Source organism: Micromonospora zingiberis, assembly GCF_004331455.1.
Taxonomy (GTDB): domain Bacteria; phylum Actinomycetota; class Actinomycetes; order Mycobacteriales; family Micromonosporaceae; genus Micromonospora; species Micromonospora zingiberis.
In genome coordinates this window covers 489502-513887 of record NZ_SJJR01000001.1, presented here as the reverse complement: position 1 = coordinate 513887, position 24386 = coordinate 489502, and the positions used below count along the sequence as shown (strand labels likewise).

The following is a 24386-nucleotide window of genomic DNA, read 5'->3' as shown; positions in this document are numbered from 1 at the left end:
CGGGTTGTCAGCCGGTCGGCGCCCGGCGCCGGTCCCACCGGTTGCGGTGCCCGTCGAGTAGTTGCCGGGCCCGCTCGGCCGCCCGCGACGTCACCGGCTCCGTCGCCCAGCGGGCGAGCACCCCGGCCATGCCGTCGACCAGGTGCCGGCCCACCGGGGTCAGCCGCCGCTGCGCGGCCAGCACCCGTACGGTGTCACCGGCGGCCCTGGTCCACCGGGCGAACTCGACCTCGGCGCGGTACCGGGCCGCACCGGCGACCGTCACCCGGGCCTGCCGGCGCCAGAACCCCGCCACCCCCAGATGCGCGTACACGCCGTGCAACAGGCCGTCCAGGGGCCGCGGGTCGGTCCGCCACGGCGCGTAGAACAGTTCCGGCGGCCCCGGCTCCAGCAGGGCGAACATGTCGTTCAACGCGGCCAGTTTGGCGTGCTGGATCTCGTGGGCCAGCACGACGGCGGCGGACCGGGCGTCCGGTGGCAGCGACATGGCCACCGATCCGAAGGCGTGGTGGAACGTGCCGCTGCGGCTGCCGGCCCGGGGCGAGGGGACCGGCACCAGCGCCCGCATCGCGCCGGAGATCTCCTCGGCGACCGGTCGGTGGTCCTCGACCAGGACGCGCCATGCCCCGTCCAGTCGGGACCGCCAGGGGCCGGTCAATCCGCCGCCGATCCGGTGGCCGGCGCCGATGCCGGGAACATGTCGCCAGGTGCGGGTGTCCAGTAGCAGGGACAGCCGCAGTCCGTGGTGTGCGAACTCCAGCCGGAGCATCGGCTGCCAGCGCGGGTCGGTCGACCCGGCGCCGATGGCGACCCGCTCGCCCGCGCCGTACGCCCAGGCACCTCCGCCGGTGACCCGGATCCGGGCCCGGGTGGTGGAGACCGGCAGCGTTGCCGTGCCGAGGCCGGGCAGATCCAACCGGCCGTTGGCGCCGGTGGCGAGCGGGACGTCGAGGTCGGCGTCGGTCCCGGCGCGTACGGCCGCGGTCGCCGCCACCGCGGCCAGCAACCCGGGGTACGCCTGCGCGGCGTCGGCCCCGCCGAGCAGTGCCGCGGTGCCGAACGCCCAGGCGGCCACCGGCGGATGCCCGAGCGCCGTGGCGCGTTGGTCGGGCCGCATCCCGGCCAGCAGCCGGTACGCCGCCTCGACCGCCGCCCGGTCGGGGTGCCCCCGCTCCCGCAGCAGCAGGACGATCGAGCGGACCAGCAGCACCGATTTACTGTGTTGGGCGGCCCGTAACCGGGCCACGGCGTCCGCGCCACCGCGACCGGCGGCCAACTCGTCAAGGACCGACCTGGGCAGCCGGTGCTCGGTGGGGATCATCGGGCCGCCCCGGACAGCAGCGTGAGATCGCGTCGCACGGTGCGACCGATGTGGCTGATGAGGGCGTACAGGTCGGGGCAGTAGACCGACGGATTGTCGAAGCCGTTGTCGGCCCGGTAGCGGTGGGTACGTAGCCCGCCGCCGCACACCTGGCGCAGGTCACAGACCTGACAGGTGGCGCAGAGCGCCGTCAGGCCGGCCTGCTGCGCACGGACCACCGGCAGGTCGAGCGCGTCGTCGAACCGGTCACGCAGCACGTGCAGCCCGGTGTGGGCGGCGCCGGCGTGGGCGGCGGCGAGCGTGTCGTCCATCTCGATCGCACCGTCGGTCTGCACCACCGCCACCGCGCCGGGACTGGTACCCACCCCGGCCAGCCGGGAGGTGCCACCGAGCAGCACCTGGATGATCTCGTCGAAGAGGCGGATGCGTACGGGGGGCCCCGGCGCGTGGTACCACTGCTCGAAGACGGCGATCAGCCAGTCCGCGTACGGGGTCGGGTGGGGTTGTGGTGCCCGCCCGGGTGGGGGAGTGCTCCAGGTGCCGTGTGGCAGCAGGAAGTCCACCGTCGGCGGCCGGTGCGCCAGCAGGCTCCGGTAGGTGGTGACCGGGTCGTTGCGCAGGTCGATGGTGCACAGCAGACCGTTGAACAGGTGCGGGTAGCCGGTGGCGAGTCGACCGATGGCCGCGTCGACCCGGTCGTGGCTGCCCCGCCCGTCGGGCCCGCGCCGGTGCCGGTCGTGGGCCGTCCGGTCCCCGTCGAGGCTGAGGCTGACCCGTACGTCGAGCCGATCGAACAGTCGCAGGTACGCCTCGTCCAGCCGGATGCCGTTGGTCTGCACGGTGAGCCGGACCGGCACCGGGGCCACGGCCTGTCGGATGGCCGACACGGCGCTTTCGATCCGCGTCGGCCCGGCCAGCAACGGTTCGCCGCCGTGCAGGACGACGGAGACGACGCCGAGCCGGTGCGCGCGGGCGTGCTCGCCGATGCGGCGCGCGGTCGCGTCGAGCACCCCGGGCGACATCGTCCGGGGCAGGTCCTGCCAGCGCTGGTCGGCCATCGTGTAGACGTAGCAGTGGTCGCAGGCCAGGTCGCAGCGACTGTGCAGCTTGAGCACGAACTGGCGGAAGGCGACGGGCGGGGCGCGGTGGATGGCCGAATCACCGGCTGGCCGGTGGTCGTCGTCGGATCCGGGCATCAGGGGCTCCACGATCAGGCGGCGGCCGGCGGGCCGCCGTCGACGCCCACCAGCATACATCGACGTACGACGTTGACCGGGCGTCGTGCCACCGGCATGCGCTGCGTGACCGTCGCCGGGTCGGGTCCGGGCGAGGCGGCACGCCATCCGCCGTGTCGGTGGCGGGGCGCTGCTCCTTGGCGTCGACACCGTACCGTTATCATGGGCGTACGCAGCGGATCTGGCCAACGATCGATGTCCGGCTTCGAGGCGACGCGATCATTGTGCGATACGCAGACAGGCGGTGATCGGGGATGGACACCGGGGAGGACGTGTTGCGCTCCGATCTGATCGATCTCACCGATGTGGACCTGGCCACGCTCGAAGGCGTGCCCAACCAGGTCCTCCTCGCCGCGCTGCACCGCCTGCAACGTCGCAGTGCCGCCGCCGGCGACCAGTACGCGGGCTGGCAGAGTGCGATCGATGGCGACGACTGACCAGCAGACCGGCCCGGCCACCGTGGGCGTGACCGAGCCGGTGGCCCACTGCACCATCGTGTCCTTCGTGTCACCCAACAACGGCAACGCCGGGCGCAGCAGCGCGGTGGCCAACATCGCCTGGATCCTCGCCTCCCACGGCAAGCGGGTCCTCGCGGTCGACTGGTGCACGAAGACCCCCCGGGTCTACGACTACCTACGCTCCTTCCGGGTCGACGCCGTGGTGAGCGCCGGGGTGCTCGGCCCGGAGTTGGCCGCCCTGACCAGCCCGCATCCGGACGTGCCCGTCCACCGTGCCCCGATGGTGGGTACACCACCCGCGCCGGAGCAGGGCTTCCTCTACCGGTACGCGATTCCGGGGTCGAGTCACGGGTTCGCGATGGTCGGAGTGAGCCTGGAGATCGACGGCCTTCCCGAGGTGGACCCGGTGCGGGCCCGGCAGTTGTTGCGGCAGGCCGGATTCGACTACGTCCTGATCGACACCCCGGTGGATCTCACCATGCCGGGCGTCAGCTACACCGCGATGCTCAGCGACGTCGCGGTGGTCACGATTCCGCCTCGCCGCCCGGCGTTGCAGGAGGCCGCCGACCTCGCCGTCCAACTGCAACGGCAGGCCACCGGCGGCATCCGACTTCTCGCGGCGCCGACGCTGCGTGACGTCAGCCAACCGTGGTACGGCGAGGCCCGGGACTCGGCCCGCAAGGCGTTCGCGAAGCTGCTCGACGACTCCGCCGGTGCGCCGAACTCCTCGATCGAGATCGTGGAGGTGCCCGAGCCGACCTACGACACCTACGACGACGTACTGGCGGTGCTGGCCGACGCCCCCGGCGAGCAGAGCAGCCTGCTGTCGGCGTACGAACAGATGGCCTCCTGGATCAGCGGTGGCACGGTGACCCGGGTGGCCGAGGTGCCCGAGCGGATCCGTCGCCGCTACCGCCGGGGCGTACTACTGGACCGGGCGGAGAGCGCGGACGAGATCCACGTGCTGTACGAGCCGGCCGACCGGCCGTACGCCGACTGGATCGCCGGGCAGCTGCGGCGGGCCAACGTCCACGTCCATCCGCACGCACTGCGCTCCGGCGCCGCACCGGCGTACGAGGCGGACGCCACCGTGCTGGCCCTGCTCTCTCCGGGGGTGCTCCGGGTGCTCGGTGCCGGGCTGGCGACCGCGCCCGGCACCGACGTCGAGGTGTTCGGTGTGCTGACCGGCGGCCAACCGCCCAAGCAACTCGACCCGAACCGGATCATCGACCTGCGGGAGATCGACGCGGCTCGGGCCCAGCCGCTGCTGCTGAGCCGGCTCGGCCTCATCGCACCCACCCAGCCCACCGGCGACCTGCGGTCCGCGCCGCGCTACCCGGCGGAGACGGATCGTCGGCTGCGCTCCAACCTGCCCCCGCGCAACGAGTCGTTCGTCGGTCGCAGCGAATACCTCGAACGGCTGCGGGACCAGCTCACCGACGGGGGCGGGCCGGTGACCCTCAGCGGCGGGGCCGGCGTCGGCAAGAGCGAGATCGCCCGCGAGTTCGCCCACCGCTTCGCCTACGACTACGACGTGGTCTGGTGGATCCCGGCGCAGGACCGGGAGACGGTGCAGGCGGCCCTGGGCGAGCTGGCCCAGGAGATCAACGTGGTGGACAGCGTCGGCGCGGCGGAGGCGGCCGTGGCCGCCCTGTCGACGCCGCGTGGCACCATCGCCCGCTGGCTGCTGATCTACGACAACGCCGACGACGCCGAGGTGCTGAGCGGACTGCTGCCCCGGGTCGGCGCCGGTCACGTCCTGTTCACCTCGCGCGACGACGGGTCCTCGAATCTGCCGGCACCGCTGGAGGTGGCGGCGTTCAGCGGCGACGAGAGCGTCGCCATGCTGCGGCGGATGCTCGGCATCAGCGCCAAGGACGCGCGGGCCATCGCCGCCGCGGTCGACCACCTGCCGTTGGCCCTGCGGTTGGCCACCGCCTGGATCCGTGAGCGCACCCGGACGCTGGAACGCGAGGGCGTGCCGAACCTGGTGGCGGTCGGCCGGTGTGTCGAGGAACTGCTGTCCTGGCTGAGTCAGCCGGGCGCGGAGGAGCCGACCGAACGGATTCCGGGCTCGCGCACCTCCACCGTGGCCCGGGTGCTGGACAACACCCTGGCCACCCTGCGCGAGACCAGGTTCGGGGCGTTGGCGATCCGGGTGGCCGAACTCGCCGCGTTCCTGTCACCGGAGGGGATCGGGCTGCCGCTGTTGCGGTCGACGCCGATGCTGGTCCAGCTCGCCGCGGCGGCCGAGGCCGACCCGGAGGAGTTGCTGCTCGCCGCCGGAGAGATCGACCTGGTGTTGACGGTGGGCGCCCGGTTCGCCCTGTTCGACATCGACTGGGGGCGGGGTGCCGCGCTGCGGATGCACCGGGCCATCCAGGTCCTGATCCGGGAGTCGATTCCCGAGCCGCAGCGGCGGGAACGGCACCGTCAGGTCCTGCACGGGCTGGCCGGTTACGCGCCGACCGACCCGGAGGCCGACGACCGGCGCTACCTGCCGATCTTCGAGGAACTGCAACGCCATCTCGTACCGTCCGGGGCGTTGACCGCCGACGACGTGCGGGTGCGGCACTGGGTGGTCAAGCAGGTCCGCTACCTGTTCCACTTCGGGGACAGCGACGCCTGGCAGTCCGCGGTCCGGCTGGCGCAGCAGGCGTGTGACCGTTGGACGGCCGGCGGCGACTTCGACCAGTTGACCATGCGGCTGTTCGTGCAGACCGCGAACCTGCACCGGGTGCTCGGCCGCCCTCAGGATGCCCTCGACCTCGACGATCAGGTGCTCAGCGAGCAGCGCCGCCGGTACGGCCTGCGGCACTTCCGTACCCTCATCGCCGGTCGGGGTCGCGGCGGTGACCTGCGTGGTCTCGGCCGCTTCGAGGACGCCCTGGTGGAGGATCAGGCAACCCTCGTCGCCTACCAGGAGGTGCTCGGTGGCGATCACCCGAACACCCGGATGGCGATCAACAACCTGGCCATCTCCTTCCAGTTGACCGGTGACGCCCGGGAGGCGTTGCGCCTGGCCCACCAGCTGTTCGATCGGTGGATGACCCTGTTCGGGCCGGACGAGCCAGCGACGTGGCGGGCCTCGCGTCTGGTGGGCACCCTGGAACGCGAGGTCGGCGAGTACGAGCTGTCGCTGGCCACGTTGCGGGGGACCCTGGAACGCGTGCACGAACTGCGCTCGGCCAACCCACTCGACGAACTACAGGTCAACCGCAGTCTCGCGGTCACCGAGCGGCGCCTCGGGCTGACCCTCGCCGCGAAGAAGCGCAGCATCGAGACGTTCCGTGGCTACCGGGACCGGTTCGGCGAGGACCATCCGCTCACCCGGTCCAGCCTGCTCAGCATGGCGATCGACTACTACCGGGCCGGGGACGCCGGGATCGCCGTCGAACACGCCATGCGCTGCCTGCGTGGTTACGAGCGGACGTTGGAGACCGGGCACCCGTTCACGGCGGTCTGCTCGGTCAACCTCGGCATCTGTCACCGGGGCACCGGCGAGTACGACCACGCGATCCGCGACGGGGAGCGGGGCATGCGCACCCTACGGGTCCGGCTCGGGGACGCCCACCCGTGGACGTTGACCGCGGCCACCGCCCAGGCTGGTCACCTGGCCGCCCGCGGTGACCTGGCCGACGCCGTACGCATCCAGCAGGAGACGCACCTGACCAGCCTGCGTTTCCTCGGCCGGCGGCACCCGTGCACCACCGACGCCGCCGCCAACCTCGCCGCGATCGTCGCCCGCCGGGACGGGGCGGACGGCGCGGGTGTGACGGCGTTGACCGACACCGACATCGACGTGCCGAGAAGCTGAGGAGTGACCAGGTGACCGACCCGCAGCTGATCGCTGCCGTGGTGGAGGAGTCCGCCGAGCAGGACGTGCCGGGGTTCCGCAAGAAGCGGGACCTGTGCCGGCAGTTCCTCCTCAACGACCAGGCCGTCTACCACGTCGCGCACTACACCGGCGGGGTGCTCGACTTCTCGCTGGACCTGTTGGCGCACGAGTCGGCGCCGGCCGGTCGACCCGACACGGAACCGGCGCAGCGCCGCGAGGCGTACCGCCGGGTGGGTGCCCAGCTGGTGTACCGCGCCGCCGACCTCAACCGGCGGGTCTGGCACCTGCAGTGCGGCGGGCTGGTGCGGCTGGCCATCCAGACCCGGGTCGACTTCGTCTTCTGCAACGCCACGGTCGGTGGGGAACACGTGGTGGGCTTCGCGAAGACGTCGCCGGCCACCGATGCGGTGGTCAACCCGGCCACGGCGAGTCGGACCGACCAGGGCGCCGCGAAACTCGCGAGTGACCTGCGGGGACTGACCCGACAGCCGGCCCAGAACCTGGGTGGTTGGCTGACCGAGGAGTACGACCAGTCGGCGTCGGCCGGCGAGGACATCGCCCCCTACCTGACCGGCGTGGCGGACCGCGACGGGATCCTCGCCCGGTCCCTGCGGTCGGCGGGGTTGCACTACCTCAGCCATCACCGGTTGGGGGAGCAGGTGGCGGCGGTCGACATCCTGGGGCATCCCGATCTCGAACAGTTCTTCAGCCGGGGCGCCACCGTGGTCGACCGTCGTATCGGCTACGAGCGGTTGGCCCGTGACCTGTCGTTGCTGGCGCTACAGGTCAGCCGGGACCTGCGGCGGGTGATCACCGGAGAGGTCGAGCGGCTGGTCCTCGACGTGGAGATCGGGGCGGTCTACTACTACCTGCTCGCACCGGACGACTACCTCTTCGGCGTCTGCCTGGACCAGGACTGGGTCAGCCACGCCGACCAGGCCATGTGGAGAGTGGGCGCGCAGTTGTCGGCTGCCCGGAGCTAGGCGGTGCCGGCGGGTCAGCCGTCGACCACCTGCCGGCGTACCCGGCCGCTGAGCCCGTCGAACATCGATCGCGCCTCCGACCAGTTGAGGGACCGGTCCGCCGGCTCGACCGTACCGCCACCGTCGGGCAGGGCCAGGTCGTCGAGCAGGTCCAGTTGGAACAACGGTAGATATTCGGCGATCCCGTCGTAGGTCTCGCAGAGTCGATCCAACCGGTGCAGGTCGGCCGGATGGGGGGCACGACGATGGTTGACGTACCACTGTTCGACCCCGGCACGGAACGCCTCGATCAACCGCCGCAGCACCAGCGCCGTGCCCAGCGCCCGCTGCACGTCGCGCGACCGCAGGCCGGAGCGCAGCGGCACCGCCTCGCCGGAGGTGCGTCCGGGCTCTGGCCGGCACGGGGCGAACGCGTCACGCAGGTGGCGTTCGAAGCCGGTGAGCTGGTCGAGCGCCCGCATCGCCTCGGCGAAGACCCGGGCCACCCGGCCCGGCAGCGGGCTGGCGAGGCCGACATCGGTCTGGTGCGCCGACGCCGCCGCGTCGCGGTGCGTCGTCCCTCGGGAATCCTGGCGCAGGTCACCCCGGATCTCGTCAAGCTGGTACGACAGCCGTTCGAGCGAGCGCTGGGCGTTGGTCTGTTGGCGCTGGATGCGCTCGACCCGCTGCCGCACGGAGGTCAGCGCGTCCTCGCCGAGCGCCTGCTCCAGCCGGCGCATCGACGCCTTGACGCTGCCGGACAGATCCTCGGCGAAGGTCTGCGGATCGTGGACGATCGGCTCCACACTGAACGTCTCGGTGAGGTCCACGGCGAACTCCGCCGGCAGGTGCCCGACGACGACGAGGATCACCTCGCTGTCCGGCACCGCCGCCCGGATCGCCACGACCCGACTGTTCAGCTCGTCGACCTCCTCGGCCTTGAGGACCGACTCGGTCAGCAGCACGCAGCAGCCCGCGCCCTGCTCGTCCAGCGGCACCCAGAAGTCGACCGGCAGATCCCGCAGCGAGCCGATCAGGTGGTCCCGCTGGTATGACCAGCCCTCCTGGGTGAGCACCCGCCGTACGTCGGCGGCGACGTCCTGCCGGCTGGCCAGGTCGAACTGGATCCGCACCGCCTCCCGGACCATGCGGTGGGTGACCGGGGTGCCGTCCTGCATCGCCCGCTGGTAGAGGTGATAGCACAGCCGGATCAGTCGACGTGGCACACCGTCGGTCAGGTTGGTCAGGTATTCGGTGGTCTCCACCGTGAAGGGCGTCAGCCTCGCCTGGCCGAACGCCCGCAGTTGGCTCTGCCGGATGAAGTCGCGCACGTCCTGCGCGTTGAGCGCCGACATCCGTACGATCGGCCCGATCCGCTGGCGGACCTGCGGGGTGAGCAGGTGCAGCAGTTCGGGTAGCCCGGCGATCACCAGCAGCGCCCCGGCCGACCCGAAGACGCCGATCATCTTGGAGAAGCGGGCCAGCGTCTCGTCGCCCGGTCGCCCGGCCGCCGAGAGGATCTTGTCCAACTCGTCCAGCACCAGGACGAACCGCTCGTGTCGGCGCGCGTACAGCAGCGCCAGCACACCCATCGTCTCCACCGCGCCGGACTCCACGTCCGTCCGCGCGGTGACCCCGACGCTCACCAGCGCCGGCCCCGGTGGGTAGCCCATCAGCCAGTCCCAGGCCATCGCCTCGGTGGCCGGATCGATCAGCATCGCCAGCACCGTGCCGAAGGCCGGGTCGGTGGTGACCTCGGCCAACTCGTCACGGAGCCGCTCGGCAAGCAGTTGCGTACCCGGCGGAGTCCGCTCATCGTCGGGCGTCGCCGGGCCATCGGGTGCGGTCGCCGTAGCGGCCAACGCCGCGCGGTAGTCGTCCACCAGGGCGCGTACCGCCTCGCGGGACAGCCGGCCCAGGAACCGGCGGCTCAGCGACAGGAACGTGTCGGCCGGCGCGTCGAGGTACACGGCCTGACCCGCCCGGGTGGTGTCGCGCCGGGCGTGGGCCAGCAACTCGGCCGCGAGGTGGGTCTTGCCGGTGCCGTAGTCACCGACCACGGCGACCGTTCCGCCGTTGCCGGTGTGCAGGTAGTTGTCCAGGTGGGCGAGAGCGTCGCGGATGGCCACCGTGACCACGGTGGTGGCGAGCGCGCCACCCTCGCTCACGCGGGCCACCGCCGTCGGGGAGAACGGGTTGACCGGGCCGACCGCCGGCGGATCTTCGTTTGCGTCCATTGCCCTGATCCTCCGGTAGCTCTGGTCTGGGCACCAGGCAGTCCCACGCCGGAGGCCGGTTCCCCGTGCAGGCCGCCACTGGAACGTCCTCAAATCGTAGCCGTCGGTAGCCATCCAGGCGGACCCCCAGTCGGGCACAGATGGGGCTCACCTGCAAAAAAGAGCCGATCGGCGGGCATGCCGGACGTCTTCGCGATCGACTGCGTCCAATACCATTGGCGCATGGGAGCAACCCGGTGGCCGCACCGCGCACCGGGGCCGTCCCACCTGGCCGGTTCGCCTGCACACGGCCCTCCGGAGGAGGACACCGTTTCATGACGTACCCGGCCTCCGGCTTTGGCCGGCCGTCCGCCTGGTGGCTGCGGGCGGTGTTCGGCGTCATCGGAGTGGTCGCCCTGGTCCTCGGCTACCTCGGGTTCGACCGCCTGCGTACGGTGCGACCGGAGGCCATTCACGATTCCTACGACGTGCTCTACTACGCGCTGCAACTCTTCGTGCTCAGCGCCGAACCCTTCGAGGAGCCCGGCCCCTACCCGTGGCAGTTGCAGGTCGCCCGGTTCGTCGCCCCGCTGTTCACCCTGCTCGCCGTGGCCGAGGCGGCCCGCCTGCTGCTGGCCGCCGAGATCCGCCGGTTGCGCGCCCGGCGGGCCAGCGGTCACGTGCTGGTCTGCGGTGACTCCCAGTTCGCCCAGATGCTCGCCGACCGGCTCTTCGCCGATGGCGAGCGGGTGGTCGTGGTGCGTTCCGAACCGTTCGGGCCGCTGGAGTACCGCCGCCGCCGGTACCTCGGGGTCATCGGCGACCCCACGAGTGTCGAGGTGCTGCGCGGCGCCGGCCTGCCCCGGGCACACACCATCTACGCCTGCACCCACGACGATGACCTGAACCATGCGATCGCCAACACCGCCAGCCGACTGATCCAGGACCGCCGGCACCCACCCCGGGTCTACGTCCAGGTCCACGATCCGGAGATGTGCCTGTCGTTGCAGGCGCGGCGGCTCGGCGCCGCCGGTTCCAGCCGGCTGCGGCTGGACTACTTCCACGTCGACGACATCGCCGCCCGCGCGCTGCACCGGCACCATCCGCTGCGACCGGCGCGGGGCCGGGCCACGACGGTGCTGATCGCCGGCAACGGCAGCTTCCGTCGCGCCCTGCTGGTGGAGACGGTCCGGCACTGGCGGGCGCAGCACACCCGGCCGGACCTGGCCGGTACGCCGCTGCGGGTGGATCTGGTGGCACCGGACGCCAGCGCCGAACTCGCCCTCGTCTCGGCGCGTTACCCGTTCCTGAGTACCGTTTGCCGGGTGACGGCGTACGACCTGGACATCGACGGACTGACCGGGTTGGCGCAGTTCGCCGCCGGCGGCTACGACCGCATCTACCTCTGCGGGCCGGACGAGGACTCCGGCCTACAGTTCGCGCTCGACACCCCCGCGCTCTGGCAGGGCACCCGCAGCAGCGTCTTCGTGCCGGTCTACCGGCAGGCCGCGCTCGCCGCCGCCTTCCACGGCGACTCCCGGCACGACCTGCTCGACGAGGTGCACGGCAAGCTGTGCCTCTACCCGGTGCTGACCCATGCCTGCGAGGCCCGACTCATCGCCGAGGACCTCACCGAGCGGCTGGCCCAACAGATCCACGAGCGGTATCTGCACGCCCGGCAGCGGGCCGGAGTGCGTCTCGGAGACGCCCCGGCGATGGTGGACTGGTCCCGGCTGCCCGAGTCACTGCGCCGCGCCAACCGCAGCCACGTCCAGGACATCGCCGCCAAGTTGCTCAACCTCGGCTGTGTCGTCGCACCCCGGCACGGGCACACCGGGGACGCCTCGGCGGCGGGGCAGGCCATCGCCGACCGGATCGAGCAACTGGCCCGCCTCGAACACGAACGGTGGTGCCGGGAACGGCGCGCGGAAGGCTGGACGTACGGTGACCCGCGGGACGACGTCCGGCAGCGACATCCCGAGCTGCGGCCGTGGGACGACCTGACCCCCGCTGTGCAGGAGCAGAACCGCGAGGAGATCCGGGCCCTGCCGGACGTGCTGTCCGACAGCGGGTTCGAACTGATCCGGCTGACCGCCGCGGTACCCGCACAACGGCCAGGAGCAGCCGATGGTCGCTGAGCACAGCCCGCTTCGCGTCGGCATCGCGGGTCACATCCACCTGGCCCCCGGCAGCGAGCGGCCGATCGCCGACGCGCTGCGGGTCGAACTGGACCGGATCAGCGACCGGCCGGTGCACGGCGTCACCTGTTTGGCGGCCGGCACCGACCAGATCTTCGCGCGGGTGGTCCTGGCCACCGGCGGCACGTACGAGGTGATCCTGCCCGCCCTGGACTACCGCGACACGATCGTCGAGCCGAGCCGGGCCGACTTCGACGAGCTGCTGGCGCGAGCCACCCGGGTCATCCACACCGGGTACCGGCACTCCGACACCGCCGCCTACCTGGCCGCCAACCGGGAGCTACTGAGCCGGGCGGACCGGCTGGTGGCGGTCTGGGACGGGATACCGGGCTGCCATGCGGCCTCGACCGACCGGACCGTCGACGAGGCCCGGCAGCGGGGCATCCCGACCACGGTCCTCTGGCCCGCCGAGGCCCGCCGCGCCGACCGCCGGCCCTGACGGTCGCGGTCCGCGTCCGGGAGGGCGGCGGCCCGACGGCCCGGCCCGTCCTCAGACGCCGCGGGCGAACAGGGCCAGGCGTACCCGGTTCGGGCTGCCGGTCTTGGTCATCAGGCTGGTGATGTGCGTCTTGACGGTGGTGACGCCGATGTGGAGCCGCTCGCCGATCTCCGCGTTGGACAGGCCCTCGGCGACCAACTCCAGCACCGCCTGCTCGCGGGCGGTCAGCCCGTCGACCGGCTCCGGTGCGTCGGCGCGGGCGCGCACCGCCCGGTGCACCAGCCGCCGCAGTACCTCCTGGCTGAACGGGCTGTCGCCGGCCGCGGCCCGGCGGATGCCGTCGAGCAGGTCGGTGGGGGGCGCGTCCTTGAGCAGGAATCCGCAGGCCCCGGCGGTCAGGGCCGGATAGAGGTGGTCGTCGTCGCCGAACGTGGTCAGCACCAGCACCCGGGTGGTGGGGCGGTCGGCGAGGATGCGGCTGGTCGCGGTGATTCCGTCCACGCCCGGCATCCGCAGGTCCATCACCACCACGTCGGGCCGCAGCCGGGCGGCCAGCGACACCGCGTCGCGGCCGTTGTCGGCCTCGCCGACGACGTCGAGGTCCGGCGCGGCGTCGCAGAGCATCCGCAGGCCGGCGCGGATGAGGTGCTGGTCGTCGACCAGCAGTACGCGGATCATGAGGCCCCTTCCGGTGCGGCGGGCAGTACGGTACGCACCTGCCAGCCCGTACCCGTCGACCGGTCGCCGATCGGCCCGGCCGCCAACCGGCCGCCGAGCACCTCGACCCGCTCCCGCATGCCGGGGATGCCGTGGCCGCCGCCGGCCGGCACCCGGGCCGGCACCGAGCCCCGCCCGTTGTCCGCGACCTCCCAGTGCACCGCCCCGTCGACCAACCGGACCGTCAGCCGGGCCACGGCGGAGGTGCCGGCGTGCTTGGCCACGTTGGTCAGCGCCTCCTGGGTCAGGCGCAGTACGGCCAGGCCGCGTACCGCGTCGATCGAACCGATGGCCGGGTCGATGTCGGCCTCCACGGTGACCCCGGCCTGACGGGCCCGGTCCACCGCCGCGCCGAGCGCGGCCGGCAGCGCCGACGGTTCGATCGCGGTCAGCGCCGCGTCGCCGCGTACCCCGTCGGGGTCGCGCAGCACGGCGACCAGCTGGCGCAGGTCGGCCAGGGCCGCCGTGCCGGTGCCGTGCACGTCGTCGAAGACCGCGCCCACCCGTGGATCCAGGTCGGTGAGCACATGCCGGGCCACGCCGACCCGTAGCACCATCGACGCCACGTGATGCGCGACCACGTCGTGCAGCTCGCGGGCGATGGCGCTGCGTTCGTCGGCGCGGGCGGCCCGGGCCTCCGACTCCCGGCGGCGCTGCTCCTCCGCCGCCCGCTGCTGCGCCTGCTGGCCCAGTTCGCGGGTGGTCCGGACGACCAGCCCGAGCAGCAGCGGAACGCCGACCTCCAGCAGCAGCCCGACCACACCGGTAAGGAAACGTGGCAGCGGGCCGCCGATCGAGTCGGTCAGGTCGACCACCGCCAGCCCGGCAGCGGCCAGCCAGATGGTCCGGGTCCGGTCGGCCCGCATGGTCAGTTCGAGCAACGCCCAACTGGCACCGACATGGTTGATCGTGGTGTCGTCGAGCAGCCGGATCGCCACGGCCAGCAGCGCGGTCTGCACCACCAGGTTGACCAGGGGCCGGCGGTGGAACACCAGTCCGAGCGAGAACGCGAGCACCGCGAGGGCCCATTGCAGGGCGGTCGGTCGCGCGCCACCGAGCGGGACGAAGATCAGGTAACCGAGGCCCGCGAGGACGAGCAGGACCATCCGCACGAAGCTGTCCCGCGCGTCGAACAGCCGCCCCACCCACCCCACGCGGCTCACCCTAGCGCTCGGCGGCGGCGGGGCGAGGCGTCGCCGGCCGCGTCCACCTGCCCCGGATGATCAGGTACGCGGCCAGGCCGAGCGGCCCGAGCAGGATCGTGAGCACCAGCACCGGCGCCATGATCAGCGACGGCACGCCACGTTCCCGGCTGTCGAGCCACGCCCACCGACCGACGAACAGGTCGAACACGATCATGTGTGCCCAGCCCGCTGCCGCGCCGACCGCCCCACCCAGCAGCTCACGCACCCCGTCCAGGGTCGGCGACAGTACGGCCGGCAGCACCTCGGCGAGCGCGGGGAGCACCAGGACCGCGTAGATCAGCAGGCCGGGCGCCACCATCAACGGCGACTTGATGATCCGGGCGGTCACCGACCAGTTCGGCAGCAGGATCATCAGCACCCAGAAGGGCGCAGCCACCGCGAACGTCAGCGTGAACAGAACCTCGGTCATGCCTGCTCTCCTTCTTACGGTCGGCTGTGCACCTGATGTTCCGCTCGCTCACGCCGCCAGCGCCACTTCGGGTTTGCGGCCACTGGCCAGCACCAGGCCGGCGGCGGTCACCGTCGCCACCAGCAGCGCCGCGGCAACGCCCAGGGTGAGCGCGTCCGGCCGCAGCAGCGGTTGCCCGCGCAGCGCCTGCCAGGTCAACAGGACCGTCAGCCCCCCGTACGCGGTGCCCGCGACGACCAGCAACCGCGCCCGGGTACGCCCGCCGAGCCGGTCACCGCCGTACCGGCCGAGCAGGATCGCCAGGACCGGCAGCACCTGCATCGCGTGCAGCCCCACGAAATGGCCGATCCGCAGGTCCCCGCCGGTGCTGCTCCAACCGACCAGGGGCAACCCGGCCCCACCGTCGGCCACGCCCACGCTGTGCGCACCGGCGATCCCCTCGACGCCGGGCGCCTGACCGGGCAACACCATCGGGATCGCCACCAGCATGCCGAGCAGCGCCAGCCCCAACCCCAGCCTGATCGCGTACCGGCCGGCCCGGTCCGCGATCGGCTGCCGCAGCACCGCCACGGACAGGACGAGGTGCGCCCCGAACAGCACCATGATCGCCGTACCCATCAGCATCCACAGCACGGCATTCAGCGGGCTGGTCACGTTGTAGTGGCTGGTCGTACCCCGCAACACCTGTCCGACGATGACGACCATCTCGACCACCGCCATCGCCATGATGACGGTGGTCGCCCACTCCGCGATCCGGCTCCGCCAACGCAGCAGGGAGAGCATCCAGGCCAGCGTCACGCCGTACAACGCCAGGGACACCGCGAACTTGAACGGCTTCAGCCAGATCGGCGCGCCGGTCAACACCCGCCCGTCGGCGACGATGCCGACGGCGCAGACGACGGCGAGGCCCGCCATCGCCCAGACGAAGACCATCAGTGGACGGTGCCAGGTCACGCCCCGGCGCGAACAGGTAGCAGTCATGCGTCAGATGCTGTTCGGCGCGGTGCCGCGTCGCGCCCGACCGCCGGCCCCAATCGCGTCCCCTGGTCTGGCCACCACCTCCTACCCAGGTAGGAGAACGGCGGAGGGCGGCCGGCGTACACCATGCCCCCCACGAGCTGCTGGTGCGTCCGGCTGGCATCGCCGGGCGGTCCAGGGGGTGTCGTTACGTCGCCGCACCCTCTTCGGGAAGACTTCCCAGCAACTCGCTGATCGCCCGAACGCGGTCAGTCATGCCGATTTTTTGGGCGGCAGCCAGGCTTCCCTCCAGTACCAGTCGAGCCTCATCGATCCGGCCCGCGCTGGCCAACAGCCAGCCGAGGGTGCCACCCACGACGGCAATGCCGTCGGGGCGTTGCAGTTGGACGAGAATCTGGAACGCCTCGACCAATTGCGAAAATGCCGAATCGTATTCCCGCCGCTCAATATAAACTTGCGCTAGCCCCCACTTCGCGCCTGCGATCCCGTCGAGGTCTCCGTGATTCTGGTGCACTTCTAGCCGCTTGCGGTGCAGGTCGGCGGCGCCGTCGTAGTCGCCGCGTTGGTGGAGGATGTCGGCGATCTGTCCCCAGGTGATGGCCGTGGATCGGGTGTCGCCGAGGCGTTCGTAGACGGGTAGTTCGACGTCGCGGCGGATGCGTAGTGCTTCGTCGTAGTCGCCGCGTTGGTGGAGGATGTCGGCGACCTGTCCCCAGGTGATGGCCGTGGATCGGGTGTCGCCAAGGCGTTCGTAGATCGGAAGTTGTCGTTCCCGGAGGATGCGTAGTGCTTCCTCGTGATCGCCGCGTTGGAAGAGGATGTCGGCGATCTTGCCGTGGCAGATGGCGGTCGACCGGGTGTCACCGAGGCGTTCGTACGCGGGTAGCTGTAGTTCCCGGCGGATGCGTAGTGCCTCGTCGTACTCGCCGCGTTGATAGAGGATGTCGGCGATCTGTCCCCAGGTGATGGCGGTGGATCGCGTTTCGCCGAGGCGTTGGTAGACGGGTAGTTCGATTTCGTGGCGGATGCGTAGTGCTTCGTCGTAGTCGCCGCGTTGATAGAGGATGTCGGCGATCTTGCCGTGGCAGATGGCGGTGGACCGGGTGTCGCCGAGGCGTTGGTAGACGGGTAGTTCGATTTCGTGGCGGATGCGTAGTGATTCGTCGTAGTCGCCGCGTTGGTGGAGGATGTCGGCGATCTGTCCCCAGGTGATGGCGGTGGACCGGGTGTCGCCGAGCCGTTCGTAGACGGGTAGTTCGACGTCGCGGCGGATGCGTAGTGCTTCGTCGTAGTCGCCGCGTTGATAGAGGATGTCGGCGATCTTGCCGTGGCAGATGGCGGTGGACCGGGTGTCGCCGAGCCGTTCGTAGACGGGTAGTTCGACGTCGCGGCGGATGCGTAGTGCTTCGTCGTAGTCGCCGCGTTGATAGAGGATGTCGGCGATTTTGCCGTGGCAGATGGCGGTGGATCGGGTTTCGCCGAGGCGTTCGTAGGCGGGCAGCTGTATTTCCCGGCGGATGCGCAGTGCCTCGTCGAAGTCGCCGCGCTGGAAGAGGATGTCGGCGATCTTGCCGTGGCAGATGGCGGTTTCCCGCGTGTCGCCGAGGCGTTCGTAGACGGGCAGCTGTATTTCCCGGCGGATGCGTAGCGCCTCGTCGTAGTCACCGCGATGTTGGAGGATGTCGGCGATCTGTCCCCAGGTGATGGCCGTGGATCGCGTTTCGCCGAGGCGTTCGTAGACGGGTAGCTCGACGTCGCGGCGGATGCGTAGTGCCTCGTCGTAGTCGCCGCGTTGGTGGAGGATGTCGGCGATCTGTCCCCAGGTGATGGCGGTGGATCGGGTTTCGCCGAGGCGTTGGTAGACCGGTAGTTCGACGTCGCGGCGGATGCGTAGTGCCTCGTCGTAGTCGCCGCGTTGATAGAGGATGTCCGCGATCTTGCCGTGGCAGATGGCGGTTTCGCGAGTTTCGCCGAGGCGCTCGTAGACGGGTAGTTGTATCTCGCGGCGGATGCGTAGTGCTTCGTCGTAGTTGCCGCGGCGGAAGTGGATGTCACCGATCCCGCCCATCGCGGCGGCGGCCTCCTGCTCCGATCCGGCCGCCGTGAACAGATCATGCGCACGCCGGAACAGTTGCTCGGCCTGCTCCGGCTCGCCCCGCTCCCGCAGGAATTCTGCCCGCTCCGCGATGACCCGGGCCTGCTCCAGCGGGTCGGTATCCTGCTCACCCTCGTCCTGCACCTGCCGGAGCGCACGGTCGAACAGTCCGCCCGCCGCGTCGCCGTCGCCGCTGGTCACGGCCGCATCGGCGACCCGGCGGAGCAGGATGGTCGGCACCGGTGTGTGGTGCCGGTCGAGCAGTGCGATCGCCTCCCGCCCGAGGTGGAACGCGTTTATCGCCCGGCCGGTGCGGAGCGCCCGCACAGCCGATGCGGCGCAGGTGGCGACGACCACCGGATCGTCGGCGGCAAGAGCAAGTCGGGTCAGTTGCAGATCCAGGGCCGCGCCCCGCCTGGAATGGTTCGAGACGTCGCCCCAGGCGGCGAAGAGTGGCTCGACCACCAGGGCGGCCAGCGTGGTGTGCTCGTCAGCGGTGAGCGGATCGATCCGCCCGGCGGCCAACGGGTTGGCGGCCATGGCGGGACGCTGCGGGTCGTACGCGTCGGGAAAGACGTCCAGGAGTCCGAGCCCACGCAGCCGGGTCGTCGACCCGCCCGTCTGCCTGGCCAGCACCTCGATCACCGGCGCCGGCACCGGCAGGTCGAACAGCGTGACCGTCCGGAGCAGGGCGACGTGCGTCGGCCCGGCCACGGTCAGCAGCTCGTCCAGGTCCAGGTTCTCCAGGAACGTGCGGACGTCGGCGTCCGAGGGCAGGTCGCCCTGGCGCAGGTACGCCTCCAGGCCGGCCACCGCCGCATCGGCCCGTTCCAGGGTCACCTGCTCGCCGTAGACCAGCCGCCGACCGATGAGATCCTGAAGGCCGGGGTTGCCGCCGCTGGCGGTGAGTGCCCGCCGGGCCAACTCGGCCCGCTCGGTCTGCCGGTCCGGTGGGGTGAGTGCCTGTTGCCGGCGTTGGAGTTTGCGCTGGGCCACGCTGGACAGCGGACGTAGCTGCACCGGTTCCAGCCGGGACTCCAGCCCGCCGAGGGTGAACAGGTAGCGGCTGGTCAGCAGCAGCCGGCTGTCGGTCTCGGCCGGGTCGAACGCGCGCAGCACCGCCGCCAGCATCGGGGCGGCCCCGGCCAGCAGCCGGTGCGGGCCGGTCGGGTCGGGTTCGAGGATCTGCTCCAGATCGTCGATGATCAATAGCAGTGGACGCTGACCGTCGCCGGGCTGGGCGCACGGGCCGGTGAGCAGGTCGATCAACACCGCCTCAAGGGCCTCGGGCCGGGCGCGCACCTCCGGCCGGCGGCGTTCGATCAGCTCCCGGGCGGCCGGGTTGGCGCGTACCGCCTCGGCGATTTCGTCGAGCACCGCCATCGCGCTGTAGTCGCCGAAGACCACCGCGACCGCGCGATCCGGGAAGCGGTCCACGACCCGCGCGGCCAGGCTCGACTTGCCCAACCGCCCCTGGCCGTGCAGCAGAACCCCGGCCCGCTCGCCCGCGCGCAGCGCCCGTAGCGCCTGCTGCAACTCGGGTCGCCGGCCGACGAACATCTCCGCCGCCGCGACCGGCACCTGCTCCTTGCCCTTGAGGAAGGTCGTGATTCCGCGTACGGCCGACACCAGCGACCGCCGCCGGGTGCCCGCCACCAGCGGCCCACCCCCGGTCGGCCCCAGCCACAGCCGTGCCAGGTGCCAGTCTGTCCGTACCGCCGGGTCTGTCGACTCGAACAACGCCCGGCGCGCGTCACCGACCGCCACCGCGAGATCGGCCCGCGCGCCCAACTGGCCGTACAGCTTCTCGGCGAAGACGATGGCGGCGAGGTCGCCGACCGAACCGTCCCAACCCAGCACCGCCGGTACGCCCGCCGACACCAACGCGGTCGCCAGCGAATGCGCCACCAGAGCGTCGCCGTCGGCAGGCCGGCCGGCGCCGGCACGTTTTCCGCTACCCGGTGGCAGATGACCGGCCGCGTCGGCGGCGGTGGCGGTCAGGCAGGCCGAGACGAACACCAGCCGGGGCATCGCCGTCAGCAACCTGACCAGGTCCGCGCCGGTCGTCGGGCGGCCGTCACCCAGCTCGTCTTCGAGCAGCAGCACCGGCACACCGGGCCGGCCCGGCTGCACCGGATAGTTGTTCAGCCCGTGACACGACAGGTGCAGCACCGGGAAGCCGCCCAGATCGGCGAGCCGATGCGCCAACTGCTCCGGGTCACCGGTGTCCTCGACCATCAGATCGAGTCGGGTGTCGCCGACCGCGCGTAGGATCGCCGCTTCCTCGGCCTCGAAATCCAGCTCATGCTGCCCGCGTGGGGACGCCGCCATGAAGGCCAGCCCCAACCGGAACCCGTCGAGCGCCGGCCGGGGGCCGGGTGTTCCGAGCCGGCGGACCACGGAGAACCGCGCCAACTCGTCCTCCACGAGGAACCCACCGCCCGGCCGGGCCAACAACTCGTACGGCGCACGCAACGCCGCCCACGCCCGGTCGGATGGCGTACGCGGCCCCTGGACCTCGAAGACCAGTGGTGTCGGTGCCCGCTTCAGCAGGGCGGACAGTTGACCGTGCTCGGAGTCCAGCCACTCGTACAACTCGCGGCCCAGCGCGACGAACACGCCATCGTCGCTGTTGGCCTGCACCGCGCGTACGTAGCGTGCGGCCAGCCCGTCGAGCAACGCCGCGTCGTCCCCACCCAGCGTCCGTCGGGGCCCGACCCGATCCCCGTCGATCAGCACCTCGAAGCCGGTGTCGTCGAGGACGAGACCAGTTGTCACGCGAGCCCTCCCGTGCCGATTCTCACCGCATTGCCGAACAGTTGCCGGGAGCACGAGGGCGTCGGTGATCGTTTCCTGAACGAAGATCGAATGGTGTCCCCACCGCCCACTCCCCGGGATCACCGTCAGGCGAGCAAGATGATCGCCACACTACCCAGCAGATGCTCACGTGCAAGCAATGTCGAGAACCTGACAGGATCTGTTGTTCGACTGTCTCATATGGTCGCTCGCGTTGCCGAAAGCGATCACGGAATTGCCGGTCCGAGATCCGCGTCGAGGGATGTCACCGGAACCGGCACATGGCGGCCCTCAACAACCCGGTCATTCTGACCTGGACTGGGCATCCCGGTCCGCGAGGCCCGAGCCGACCGTCGATGGGTGCGGTGGGTGTCTGCTGGTGCGGCAGCGCAGCCGCAGGCGGCCTTGGGCCCGGCTCGGGACTACACCTCCGCCCGCGTCCATCGGCGGAGCGTGCCGTCTCACCACACGGGAGGCAGTCAGTAGACCTTGGAACGTTTCCGTTAGCTCCTAACGGAAACGTTCCAAGGTCTACTATGGGCGGTGCCCGAATCAAGCTTCGGGGTTGAGAGATGACCAGTCGCGGGATTGGCTCGGAAGCTCTCCGAACCGCGTCCACCAACTCCTGTTGGCGGCCAATGACGACAGCCTTGTGTTTGTTGTCGGGACGTTGTTCCTCGCCCGTGCCGCGAGCAGGCCAGTGCGCACATGCGAGAGATCTCCTGATGGGCGGGGCCGGAGAGTTCCTGGAGCCGGAACGTTGTCGTCCACGATCTCCGGCAACTGCCCTGTCACCTGCCTGTCGTCCAATCGAAGAGACCCCCGGTCGCGGTTCAGGCCATCCCGGGCCCAAGGTCCCGAAGATCGGGGTCGGCCGGCACTGAGCTGCCCCGATGGGTGGGTCATAGCGTGGGTTCGCAAGCCGACAGAGGAGGTCGTGATGCGGGCCTGGCAGGTGGGCGATGTGATGACCAGGGACGTCGCCACGGTGGTGGAGCAGACGCCGTACCGGAGGATCGTCGATCTGCTTGCCGAGCGGCGGGTCAGTGCCGTGCCGGTGGTGGACGACTTCGGGCACGTGCGAGGGGTGGTGTCCGAGGCGGACCTGCTGCACAAGGTGGAGTGGATGGGCGAGCCGCACGAGCGGCGGGTCTTCGAGCGGGCCCGGCAGCGTACGGCGCGCCGCAAGGGCGAGGCGGGGATCGCGCGGGAGCTGATGACCGCGCCGGCGGTGACCGTCTCCCCGCACACCTGCCTGGTGGCCGCCGCCAAGCTGATGGACCGTGAGCAGGTCAAACGTCTGCCGGTGGTGGACGACCTGGGTCGGGTCGTCGGCATCGTGACCCGCGGCGACCTGTTGCGCGTACACCTGCGTCCCGACGCGGACATCCGCGACGACGTGGTGCAGGAGGTGCTGCGGCGGGTGTTGGCGGTGCGTGACGGCACCGTCCGGGTCGAGGTGCGCGACGGCGTGGTGACCATGACCGGGAGGCTGGACCGGCGTTCGGCGGTCGACATCGCGGGGCGGCTCGCTGCCCGGGTCAGCGGCGTCGTCGAGGTGGTCAACGAGTTGGGCTTCGACTTCGACGATGCCGACCTGGCCCGCTTCCCGTCGTTCCCCGTGCAGCCGACCCGCGTCCCCTGACACCGACCCGCGTCTCCTGACACCGGTAGCGCACTCGGGCCGGGCTGGCCCGGCTGGACCTCGGCACCTTCACCGACTGACGACCGGCTGGCGGAGTCAGCGGTAGGCGGCCCGCCGGAGCGTCCGGTGGTGGGGTCGGGCGTCAGCGCAGGGTGGCGTACGCCAGCGGTGCGCTGACGCCGTCCCAGGTGCCGGTCAGGGTGGCGCCGGCCGGGCCCGTCGGCTGGCTGCCGGTAAGGCCGGGGCGGCGGGCCAGGGTCAGCTCCACGGTGTCGGTGACGATCACGGTCCGGTCGCCGTCCACCACCCGGCGCACCGCGCCGACGGCCGGTACGTCGGCGCCGGCCCCGTCGCTGGTGATGTCCATGCTGGGGGCGCGGACCTCGGGCCGGCCGTCGACCTCGAAGTACTCCTCGGCCTGCCCGCTGCCGGTGAGGACGGCGTCGGCCAGCGCGGCGGCGTACACCGGGTCGGCGCACGCGTCGTAGACCCAGCGGGTGCCCAGCACCGAGTGCTCCAGGGTGCCGATCAGCCAGGCGTCGGCGGCCGGTAGCGGCGCGCCGCGATAGGTCAGCGGCACCTGGTGGACCGGGCCGGTCCCAAAGCGCACCAGCAGCGTCTCGATGCCGACCTCCCCGGCCGGGTCGTCGAACCGGTACGCGGCCACGCGCACCAGTTCGGCGGCGCTGTCGCCCTGGTACCAGCTGCGGCTGGGCAGCCAGGAGGCCAACAGTTCGAGCTTGGTGGGGCGAAGGTCCGCCCGATGCAGCAACGCCATGCGCCGCATCGTACGTCCGTTCGGCCGCTGACGTGCGGCCCGGCACGGCCCGTGGTCACCGAAGTGTGCGACGCCCGCCAGTGGGTATCCGCCGGCTCACCCAGGGCGGGCGGAGGGCGTCGGGCTGCCGCCGGAGCATCCCGAGGAGGAGAACATGACCCAGCAGAAGGCGCGCTCGGACAGTCAGCCCCGGCTGCACCAGCACGGCCGCGAGATCCAGGCGTACGGCACCGTGCGGCAGTTGCCGGTCGCGCTGTCGTACGACGCGCGGATGTACTCCTGTGAGCGGCTGAACCGGGTACTGGCCGACACCCGGATCCTGCATTCGCTGTACAAGAAGCATCACTGGCTGATGCGCGGGCCGACCTTCTACCAGCTGCACCTGCTGCTGGACAAGCACGCCGACGAGCAGTTGGCGCTGGTGGACATGGTCGCCGAGCGGATCCAGACGCTGGGCGGGATCGCCGTGGGGGACCCCCGGCACGTGGCCGAGATCACCCGGATCCCGCGCCCGCCGGACGGCGCCGAGGAGGTGCCGGCCATGCTGTCCCGCCTGCTGGAGGCGCACGAGACGATCCTCACCGACGCGCACGACGCGGCGGCGCGGGTGGCCGAGCAGGGCGACGACGGCAGCAACGACCTGCTGGTCTCGAACGTCATCCGGACCAACGAGTTGCAGACCTGGTTCATCGCCGAGCATCTGGTCGACACGCCGATCGTCGTGGCGTAGGAGCGCGTCGTGACGGATCTCGGCGCGAAGGTCTCGTACCTCGCACTGGCTGCCGGCACCCCGGTCTACGCCCCCGATTCGACGATGATCGGGATGGTCGAGCATGTCCTCGCCGACGAGCGGCAGGACATCTTCCACGGCGTGATCATCGCGCCGTCCCGGGCCCACCACACGCACCGCTTCGCCCACCGCGAGCAGATCGCCGACCTCTACGAACGGGGCGTGCTGCTGTCGGTGCCGGCCGCAGCGCTGCACGAGCCCGGTACGGACACACCGGCGGAGCAGGCCGAGGAAGCCGACGACCCGGTCCGGCTGGGCCTGCGTCGGGCCTGGGAGTGGCTGGTCCGAGCCCGCTGACCCCGGCGC

Annotated in this window: 17 protein-coding genes; 8 read left to right on the top strand and 9 right to left on the bottom strand. The window is 71.3% G+C overall.

What is annotated here, in order from left to right; all coding sequences use genetic code 11:
• Positions 1-7: 7 nt before the first annotated feature.
• Complete coding sequence (locus tag E0H26_RS02230) at positions 8-1321, bottom strand: HEXXH motif domain-containing protein (RefSeq protein ID WP_131300185.1); 1314 nt, start codon at positions 1319-1321, stop codon at positions 8-10.
• Positions 1318-2517: an FxsB family cyclophane-forming radical SAM/SPASM peptide maturase gene (locus E0H26_RS02225; RefSeq protein ID WP_131300183.1), complete on the bottom strand. Its 1200-nt coding sequence runs from the start codon at positions 2515-2517 to the stop codon at positions 1318-1320. The genes E0H26_RS02230 and E0H26_RS02225 overlap by 4 nt, the downstream gene beginning before the upstream one ends.
• Positions 2518-2810: 293 nt before the next feature.
• Between E0H26_RS02225 and fxsA the strand changes: the two genes are divergently transcribed.
• From fxsA to E0H26_RS02210, 3 genes are read left to right on the top strand one after another with little or no spacing between them, the layout of a single operon-like run.
• Entirely contained in the window at positions 2811-2993 is a 183-nt protein-coding gene (gene fxsA, locus E0H26_RS02220; protein WP_131300181.1) for an FxSxx-COOH cyclophane-containing RiPP peptide, read from the top strand.
• Positions 2980-6831 (top strand): FxSxx-COOH system tetratricopeptide repeat protein, encoded by a 3852-nt coding sequence (gene fxsT, locus E0H26_RS02215; RefSeq protein WP_131300179.1) that lies wholly within the window; start codon positions 2980-2982, stop codon positions 6829-6831. The genes fxsA and fxsT overlap by 14 nt, the downstream gene beginning before the upstream one ends.
• 11 nt (positions 6832-6842) lie before the next feature.
• Positions 6843-7835, top strand: a complete 993-nt coding sequence (locus E0H26_RS02210) for a hypothetical protein (RefSeq protein WP_131300178.1) — start codon at positions 6843-6845, stop codon at positions 7833-7835.
• Positions 7836-7849: 14 nt separating this feature from the next.
• Here E0H26_RS02210 and E0H26_RS02205 read toward each other — a convergent pair whose 3' ends face one another.
• Positions 7850-10051 (bottom strand): BREX system ATP-binding domain-containing protein, encoded by a 2202-nt coding sequence (locus E0H26_RS02205; protein ID WP_165521734.1) that lies wholly within the window; start codon positions 10049-10051, stop codon positions 7850-7852.
• A gap of 314 nt (positions 10052-10365) precedes the next feature.
• Between E0H26_RS02205 and E0H26_RS02200 the strand changes: the two genes are divergently transcribed.
• On the top strand, positions 10366-12168 hold the full coding sequence (locus E0H26_RS02200; protein WP_165521733.1) for a RyR domain-containing protein: 1803 nt from the start codon (positions 10366-10368) through the stop codon (positions 12166-12168).
• Positions 12158-12667, top strand: coding sequence for a hypothetical protein (locus E0H26_RS02195; RefSeq protein ID WP_131300173.1), 510 nt, complete (start codon positions 12158-12160; stop codon positions 12665-12667). The genes E0H26_RS02200 and E0H26_RS02195 overlap by 11 nt, the downstream gene beginning before the upstream one ends.
• A gap of 51 nt (positions 12668-12718) precedes the next feature.
• On the opposite strand, the gene E0H26_RS02190 is transcribed toward E0H26_RS02195, so the two are convergent.
• The 5 genes from E0H26_RS02190 to E0H26_RS02170 form a co-directional block, all read right to left on the bottom strand.
• Positions 12719-13345 carry a response regulator transcription factor gene (locus E0H26_RS02190; protein ID WP_131300171.1) on the bottom strand — a complete coding sequence of 209 codons (627 nt, stop codon included), beginning with the start codon at positions 13343-13345 and terminating at the stop codon, positions 12719-12721.
• Complete coding sequence (locus tag E0H26_RS02185; RefSeq protein WP_131300169.1) at positions 13342-14538, bottom strand: sensor histidine kinase; 1197 nt, start codon at positions 14536-14538, stop codon at positions 13342-13344. Before E0H26_RS02185 ends, E0H26_RS02190 begins: the two co-directional genes overlap by 4 nt.
• A gap of 10 nt (positions 14539-14548) precedes the next feature.
• The gene (locus E0H26_RS02180; RefSeq protein ID WP_131300168.1) at positions 14549-14998 is read right to left on the bottom strand and encodes an ABA4-like family protein; all 450 of its coding nucleotides are present in this window, start codon (positions 14996-14998) and stop codon (positions 14549-14551) included.
• A 48-nt stretch (positions 14999-15046) separates the two neighbouring features.
• Positions 15047-15979: a hypothetical protein gene (locus E0H26_RS02175; RefSeq protein ID WP_240741969.1), complete on the bottom strand. Its 933-nt coding sequence runs from the start codon at positions 15977-15979 to the stop codon at positions 15047-15049.
• A 184-nt stretch (positions 15980-16163) separates the two neighbouring features.
• The gene (locus tag E0H26_RS02170) at positions 16164-20849 is read right to left on the bottom strand and encodes a tetratricopeptide repeat protein (protein WP_131300166.1); all 4686 of its coding nucleotides are present in this window, start codon (positions 20847-20849) and stop codon (positions 16164-16166) included.
• 958 nt (positions 20850-21807) lie between these two features.
• Here E0H26_RS02170 and E0H26_RS02165 point away from each other — a divergent pair.
• Positions 21808-22512 carry a CBS domain-containing protein gene (locus E0H26_RS02165; RefSeq protein ID WP_131300164.1) on the top strand — a complete coding sequence of 235 codons (705 nt, stop codon included), beginning with the start codon at positions 21808-21810 and terminating at the stop codon, positions 22510-22512.
• Positions 22513-22654: 142 nt separating this feature from the next.
• Here E0H26_RS02165 and E0H26_RS02160 read toward each other — a convergent pair whose 3' ends face one another.
• On the bottom strand, positions 22655-23290 hold the full coding sequence (locus tag E0H26_RS02160; RefSeq protein ID WP_131300162.1) for a CG0192-related protein: 636 nt from the start codon (positions 23288-23290) through the stop codon (positions 22655-22657).
• 154 nt (positions 23291-23444) lie between these two features.
• On the opposite strand from E0H26_RS02160, the gene E0H26_RS02155 reads away from it, so the two are divergent.
• Both E0H26_RS02155 and E0H26_RS02150 read left to right on the top strand, forming a co-directional pair.
• Positions 23445-24020, top strand: coding sequence for a Dps family protein (locus E0H26_RS02155; RefSeq protein ID WP_131300161.1), 576 nt, complete (start codon positions 23445-23447; stop codon positions 24018-24020).
• Between the two features lie 9 nt (positions 24021-24029).
• Positions 24030-24377 (top strand): hypothetical protein, encoded by a 348-nt coding sequence (locus E0H26_RS02150; RefSeq protein WP_131300159.1) that lies wholly within the window; start codon positions 24030-24032, stop codon positions 24375-24377.
• Positions 24378-24386 lie beyond the last annotated feature (9 nt).